Annotated in this window: 7 protein-coding genes; 3 read left to right on the top strand and 4 right to left on the bottom strand. The window is 59.6% G+C overall.

What is annotated here, in order from left to right; all coding sequences use genetic code 11:
* The 4 genes from ABYV26_RS16920 to lexA form a co-directional block, all read right to left on the bottom strand.
* The coding region (locus ABYV26_RS16920; RefSeq protein WP_372682534.1) for a PHP domain-containing protein at positions 1-1629 on the bottom strand (1629 nt) is incomplete at its 3' end.
* Positions 1630-1771: 142 nt separating this feature from the next.
* Positions 1772-2944: a hypothetical protein gene (locus tag ABYV26_RS16915; RefSeq protein ID WP_372682533.1), complete on the bottom strand. Its 1173-nt coding sequence runs from the start codon at positions 2942-2944 to the stop codon at positions 1772-1774.
* A gap of 197 nt (positions 2945-3141) precedes the next feature.
* Positions 3142-3960, bottom strand: a complete 819-nt coding sequence (locus tag ABYV26_RS16910; protein WP_372682532.1) for a DUF72 domain-containing protein — start codon at positions 3958-3960, stop codon at positions 3142-3144.
* A gap of 211 nt (positions 3961-4171) precedes the next feature.
* Positions 4172-4804 carry a transcriptional repressor LexA gene (gene lexA, locus ABYV26_RS16905; protein WP_372682531.1) on the bottom strand — a complete coding sequence of 211 codons (633 nt, stop codon included), beginning with the start codon at positions 4802-4804 and terminating at the stop codon, positions 4172-4174.
* A 207-nt stretch (positions 4805-5011) separates the two neighbouring features.
* Here lexA and nth point away from each other — a divergent pair, with 207 nt between their 5' ends.
* From nth to ABYV26_RS16890, 3 genes are all read left to right on the top strand, one after another.
* Positions 5012-5677, top strand: coding sequence for an endonuclease III (gene nth, locus ABYV26_RS16900; RefSeq protein ID WP_372682530.1), 666 nt, complete (start codon positions 5012-5014; stop codon positions 5675-5677).
* A gap of 121 nt (positions 5678-5798) precedes the next feature.
* On the top strand, positions 5799-6587 hold the full coding sequence (locus tag ABYV26_RS16895) for an exodeoxyribonuclease III (RefSeq protein ID WP_372682529.1): 789 nt from the start codon (positions 5799-5801) through the stop codon (positions 6585-6587).
* Positions 6588-6708: 121 nt separating this feature from the next.
* The coding region (locus ABYV26_RS16890; RefSeq protein WP_372682528.1) for an alpha/beta fold hydrolase at positions 6709-7328 on the top strand (620 nt) is incomplete at its 3' end.

Raw genomic sequence — 7328 nt, 5'->3', positions numbered from 1 at the left:
GGCCGGATCGTCCTCGGGTACCCAGCGGTTTTCGTCGACGACGGCGCCGTTGGATCTTACGTTGGCCAACGCATCCCGGATCACTCCCAGGCTCCGGTTGCCCAGAAGGTCGATTTTCACCAGGCCGGCGTCCTCTGCACCGTCCTTGTCCCACTGGATGATGGGGACCCCTTTGGGGGCGTTTTCGATGGGGACATAGCTGTGGATGGAACCCGGGGTAATCACGACGCCGCCGGGATGGACGGAAAGGTGGCGCGGGATGCCGATGATCCGCTGAGCCAGGGTCATGATCGACGGCCAGGGGTGAACGAAATCCAGGTTGCGGGTTTCCGGGCGCTGTCGCAGGTTTTTGAGCAGCCCCGCATTCAGTTCGTCCCGCTGCCAGAACCAGGGCAGACGTCGGGTGATTTTGCCGATCTCGGCATCGGGCATGCCGAAAACGTTGGCTGTCTCGCGCAGGGCCATGCGGGGTTGGAATAGAATATGGCTGGCAACCATCGCCGCCTGGCCGGCGAAGCGGTCGAGCACGCCGTCGATGACCGTGTCCCGTTCGTCCCAGGCAAAATCCACGTCGATGTCCGGCGGGTCCGTTCGTCCGGGGTTGAGGAATCGGCCGAAGTAGAGGTTGTGCTTCACCGGGCAGACGTTGGTGATCATCAGGCAATAGGCCACCAGGGAGGCGGCGGCCGATCCCCGGCCGCAGGTGCGCGGACTTTGCGATACGATTTTTTGTACGACCAGGAAGTAGGCCGAAAAATCCATGCGGGCGATGACGGCCAACTCGTGTTCCAGTCTCTCCACCACGGCCTCGCCCAGTTCCTTGCCGTATCGATTCCGGGCACCGGCATAAGCGGCCCGGCGCAGGCAATCATCGGCGTTGCGCCCTCGGTTGTCGTTCCACGGCGGCATGACCAAGCCGAAGGATGGGCCGGTGAAGGTCAGTTCTTCGGCAAGTTTGCAGGTGCTGTCCAAGGCTTCCGGGCAATGCATGAACCGTCGGTGATATTCCTCGGCCGGAGCCAGCCAGGCCGCTTGCGGGGCCATGTCGGTCGGGCCGAGTCGGGAGAGGGCGGTGTTGCCGGCGATGGCCCGCAGCAGACGGTGGACGGCGAATCCCTCCGGTTTCAGAAAGAAGCTGCCCGGTGTGGCAACCAGCGGGACGTCCAGGCGTCGGGCCGTCTGCACCAGAGGATGAAATGGGGATGGGGGGCGCCGCGGCAGGGCCGCTGCCGTGTGGACCCCGGCCCGGTGCCAGGCCGTCAGCAGGCCGGCGTGGCTGACCAGCACCAGCAGGCCGCCGGCCAGATGGGGCAGGGTGGTGGACAGTTCGAATGCTGGATCCCGGTGGCGCCGGGTGATCAATTGGCACAGGTTGGCATAGCCGGCCGTATCTTTGACCAGGCAGACGGCGCGGTGTTTCTTGTTCGGATCGGTGATTTCCGCCCCCACGATGGGGCTGAGTCCTTCCTCATGGCAGGCGTTGACAAATTTCAACATGCCGTAAAGGTTGTCCGTGTCGGTGAGGGCCAGACGGTTGTATCCCAAGCGCCGGGCCGCCCGGCAGATGGCTGCCGGCGAATCGGTGCCCCACATGAGGGAGTAGTGGGATCGGACGGTAAGAGGGATCATGATTGGAATTCCGAATTAAGGGATTAGGGGATTGGGAATTGGTGGAGCGGCTTCCAGCCGCGATCGGTTCTCTGGCATCTCACCTCAGTCATCTGTTCAGTTAATTCCCAAATGCTTCAATTCCACAATTCGGAATTTCGTCTTACGCCGCCAGCGTCCGTCCCATGGCCAATGCATCGGTGCCGAAGCGCCGGCGGATCCGGTCCATGGCCGCCACCAGCCGATCCTGTCTTTCCGCCATTCGACGTTCCGGTTCGAACAACAAACGCTGGGCCGGCGGATAGGTCAAGCGGTCGCAGACCAGAGTCATGCGCCGCAGCCGGACCCGGCGGGTCCAGGCCAGATCCAGCACCCGCCGGGCATGGGCGAAGAGGGCGAAATCGTTGTTCGTAGCCGGTTTGGCCGTGGTCTGGCGGATTCGCCGGACCCCATCGGTGTGTTCCAGAACCAAGGCGATCTGCCGGGCGGCCAGGGCCTGGCGCCGCAGCTGTCGCCCGGCCTGTTCCACCAGCCGGTACAGGCTGCGGTCCACCTGCAAGTGATCATTGGTGTCTTCGCCGAACTCCCGGCATTCGATGACCCTCGGCGGTGGCTGATCCACGGGGCGAACGGGAGACGGATCGATGCCGTGAAGCCGGTCATGGATAAAGCGCCCCCGATGGCCGAAGAGGGTCTGCATCTCATCGACGCTGAGCCTGGCGGCTTGAAACACTCGGATCATGTTGAAATCATTCAATCGTTCCAGGTCGCTGGATTCGATGCCGGGTACCAGAAAGAGGGGCAGGGGGGCCAGAAAGGCTGCTTCGTCGCCGGCTTCCACGATGTACTCGCCCAGGGGCTTGACCAGTCGGGTGGCGGTTTTGGCGACCAGCTTGCTGGTGGCCACCGACCAGATGGGCATCAGACCCAGATCTTGCCGGATCCGGCGGCCCAGCCGCCAGGCCACATCCACCGGTGGTCCCAGCAGGCGGCTGCTGCCGGTGGCATCCACAAACAGATGCCCGTCCCCCTCACCCGGCTCGATGAGGGGCGAACAGGGCAGGGCGGCGTTCAGCATGCGGGCCATGGCCTGGATGTAGCGATCCGGGCGGGGCGGCAGCACCCGGGCGTCCCGGCAGCGGCGAAGGGCCCGGCTCAGGGGCATGTGCTTTCTCACCCCGGCCTGAAAGGCCTCTTCGCTCATGTCGTAAACCGTGGCCCGGGCGGCCCCCTCGGGTGCGACGATCACCGGCCGACCATCGAGCTGGCGATCCAGCACCCGCTCCACGGCAACGGCGAAGTCGGCGACGTTGATGTGAATGATCGATCGTTCCATATTCAGCGGTCGGATGTCTGAGGTCGGAAGACTGAGGTCTGAGGACGGAAATCAGAAAACCGATTGCGGCTGGAAGACGCTCCACCAATTTTCCAATCCCTCAATCCCATAATTCGGAATCCCGTTTTACATGTTTAGGCTTCGGTTCTCGGTGATCCGACTTCGGGCCTCTGTTCCCTGTCATCTGTCCTCCGTCTTCAGACCCCCGTCAACTGGTCCATCAGCATCCGGGCATTCTTCGGTGCTTGGCCGCGGACGTGGTTGTTGAAAAAAATGAGGCCGGTCTTTGCCTGCCGGGCCATTCCGGGAATGCGTGACCGGGACCACTGGGCCAGTTCGTCGTTGCTGTAATCGTAGTCGAACTGCTTTTGCATGCTGCCCGACCGCCAGCCTTTGGTATTGCGGCCGTGAAAGCGGATGTAGAACAGGTCCGGATTCGTGATTATGGGCAGCGGCGGGAACAGGTCCTTCAATTCCGGGGCGTCCACGCATGCCAAGGTTACCCGGCGTTCTCTCAGGGAAGCGAACACCCGGTCGGTGGCCCAGGAGGCGTGGCGAAACTCGACGACCAGGGGCAGGCCGGAAAGGGCGTCCAGCAGCCGGGCCAGATAGCGGCGGTTGTCCGGATTGCGCCGAAAAAAGGGCGGCAGCTGCACCAGCACGGCCAAAAGCTGACCCGACTGCACCAGCGGGGCGATGCCCTCCCGATACAGGGCCGCCTGGGCCGGCCAGCCGTCGGCGTCCACCTCGTGGGTCAGGGTGCGGGTGAGTTTGACGGCAAAGCGAAAGCCCTCTGGTGCCTTGCGGCGCATGCGGTCCACGGCCGGCGCCTTGGGCATCTGGTACCAGGTATAGTTAATCTCGGTGACCGGGAAGACGCGGGCGTAGTACGCCAACATCCGGGCCGCGCCGGTGCCCGGGGGGTAGAAGCCGGCATCCACCCACTCACTGTAGGCGTATCCGCTGGTTCCCACCAGAATGGGAGGGAGATTGTTATTTTTGTTTGTTGGGGTCACTGTTTTCTGATCCGTCCATAACTATTTGCACTAGAACCAAGTGTTAAGGTTTAAGTGTTAAAAAAAGGATGGGGAGCGATTTTACAAACGTTTTTAGAAAAAGTAGGCGTTCTTTGTTTTTCTCTAATCGATAGAAATCCTTAACTTAGCCACTTAATACTTAAATCTTAACACCCTATAATAAATTTGTTTTTTGACTTTTTGCGAACGTTCAGCGGATGCCCGCCACCCCCCGCTGTATCCCGATCACCCGGCCCTGGATCAACACCTCGTCAAACCCGTAGTGCATGACCGGATAGTCGGGGTTTTCCGGCCGCAGTTCGACGTGGTCCCGGCGGAGAAAGAATCGTTTTACCGTGGCCTCTTCGCCATGGATCAGGGCCACGACTATCTCTCCGTTGTCGGCATACTGGCGCGGTGCGCACACGGCCATGTCCCCGTCCAGGATGCCCGCCCCTTTCATGGAGTCCCCTTGCACCCGAAGGGCGAAAAGATGGTGACCGCGGTACAGGGTACGGTCCAGCACTAGGCCGCCCTCCCATTCCTGCTGCGCATACAGGGGCAGGCCGGCGTTTACCCGACCCACCACCGGCACTTCCCGCCACCGCTGGGCCGCCGCCGTTTCGCCGGTGGGGTTGATCAGGTGAAGGGTCCGACTGTAGCGGCCTTGGCGCTTCACCACCCCTTTTTGCTCCAGCAATTTCAGGCCCTGGGAGATGGCCGCGTGGCTCACACCCAGGTCCTGGGCCGCCTGGCGGAGGCTGGGCGCCTTTCCGGTGCGTTGGATGATTTTTTTTAGGTAATCGAAAAGCCGTCTCTGTCCCGCTGTCAGTTCGGGTCCCATTTTGCCTCTCTACAGTGATTGACTCAGCTGTTCCCATTATAAAAAATAAAATGTAAATGTCAATGTAAAGTTAATTGTATATATATTGATTTACAAAAAACAGATTCCGGACTTGGGACTTTACCTGAACGGTCGGCCGGTGTATGGATGCAAGTTGATGCCGATGCAGCCCCATCGCTCCCATGGATCCGGAAAGAACCGAATGTGATGACCCGACAGCGTGCCTTTGATATCGACCGATTTGTAGCCGTCATCGAATCCAATTACCGCCAGTGGAACCCGCCTATCATCACCTTCATCGCCAATCGCGGCGCCACTCCGTTCGAGGTGCTGGTCTCCACCCTGCTCTCTCTGCGCACCAAGGACGAAGTGACCGGTGTGGCTGCCCAACGGTTGCTGGCTGTCGCCCGGACCCCGGAAACGATGGTGAAGCTGCCGGCGCGGGAAATCGAAACGCTGATCTACCCAGTGGGATTTTATCCCACCAAAGCCAAGCGGCTGCTGTCCATCAGCCGGATATTGCTGGACCGCCACGGCGGGAAGGTGCCGGATACCTTGGAGGAGCTGACCGCTTTGCCCGGTGTGGGCCGCAAGACCGCCAATCTGGTCCTCGTGGAGGGGTTCAAAATTCCGGCCATCTGCGTGGACACCCACGTGCACCGGATCAGCAACCGCATCGGCTACGTCAAGACGAAGACGCCGGACAAGACCGAACTGGCCCTGAGAAAGAAACTGCCCAGGCGGCACTGGGTCCGCTACAACGAACTGCTGGTGGCCTTCGGCCAGATGCTGTGCCGACCCATTTCACCGTTTTGCAGCCGGTGCCCGGTGGCCGACATGTGCCCGAGGATCGGGGTGGACCGCCACCGCTGATACGAGGCGTTAAGACGATCAATTTGGACGGCGTTATCGGTCGTCGCAGTATACCAAATACGGCTTCCTCCTTCTAGCCTTGCCAAATTGATCGTCTTAACGCCTATATTCGGAGGCAACCATGCCCAAGCAAACCATCAAGCTGATCTCCTGGAACGTCAACGGCTACCGGGCCGTCATGAAGAAAACGTTCCTGACATCCATCGGCAGCCTGGATGCGGACATCGTGGGTCTCCAGGAAACCAAGCTCCAGGAAGACCAGTTGACCCGAACCATGAAGGCCATCGACGGGTATGAGGCTTCGTTTAGCTTTTCGACGGTCAAAAAAGGGTACAGCGGGGTGGCCGTATATTCACGCCTGACTCCCAGGGCGGTGCGCCACGGCATCGGCAAGCCCCGGTTGGATGAGGAAGGCCGCATTGTGGAACTGGAATTCGACGCATTTACGCTTTTTAATGTCTATTTTCCCAACGGCCAGGCTAGCGATGCGCGTCTCCGATACAAACTGGATTTCTACCAAGCCTTTTTCGATTACGCCGAGGGGTTGCGTAAGCAGGGAAAAAGCCTGATCATCACCGGTGATTTCAACACGGCCCACAACGAGATCGACCTGAAGCACCCCGGGCCCAATGCCAAGCGATCCGGTTTTTTGCCCATCGAGCGTGAGTGGCTCGACCACATCGTCGAGATGGGCTACGTGGACACGTTTCGTCATCTCTATCCCGACACGGTGAAATACTCATGGTGGTCCTACCGCTTCAATGCCCGTAAAAACAACGCCGGTTGGCGCATCGATTATTTTTTCGTTTCAGATGACATCATTCGGCAAGGATGGGTAAAGGACGCGTTCATCGACAACGACATTTTTGGGTCGGATCATTGCCCGGTGGGTTTGATCCTAAAAATATAAACAAAAACAGATTGTTTTCTGGAAATATGAAGGCTAAACATTAACTTCTGCATGGCTTGTCGTCGACCCGGCTGATGCGGACGCTGACACTACCGTCCAATGCGCGGGTGAGGAATTACCAATGTCGATTGTGAAAATAGACGGTCTGGATACCTACTACGAGATCCACGGGGAAGGGGAGACCATCGTGTTGCTGCACAACGGATTCTCCTGCGGCATGATGTGGGAAGAGATCCACCCGATGCTCGCCGCGGCTGGTTTTCAGGTGTTGTTATATGACCGGCGTGGGTTCGGTCGATCGGATGGCGGTGCTGACTTCGCCGACTACTATGTGGATGCGCATTTCCGCGAACACAGCGTGTCGGCGATGGCCGAATTAATGGCCCTGCTGGGGATCGACCGCTTTCATATCGTCGGTCAGTGTGAAGGGGGGGTCGTGGGGGTAGACTATGCGGTTCGTTTCCCGGTTCAGGTCAAATCTCTCGTGACTGCCAGCACCCTGTGCCACAGTATCATTTCCATTCAGGCCTTCAACCGTCAGAAGTTGCCGGCAACCTTCGACGACCTGGCTCCGTCGCTTCAAAAAAAATACATTCGCTGGCACGGTGCCGACCGGGGCAGCGTGTTTTACGATATCTGCGCCAAAGGGGGCGGGTGCTATGGTCAAACCGGCTTTTTCGATCTGCGACCGGCCATTTCGCAGGTGACCTGTCCAATCCTGGTCATGTACCCGGACCGGGG

Origin of the sequence: Desulfosarcina sp. (genome assembly GCF_041551955.1) — a bacterium.
GTDB lineage: Bacteria > Desulfobacterota > Desulfobacteria > Desulfobacterales > Desulfosarcinaceae > Desulfosarcina.
This window is presented reverse-complemented; position numbering and strand designations above follow the sequence as displayed.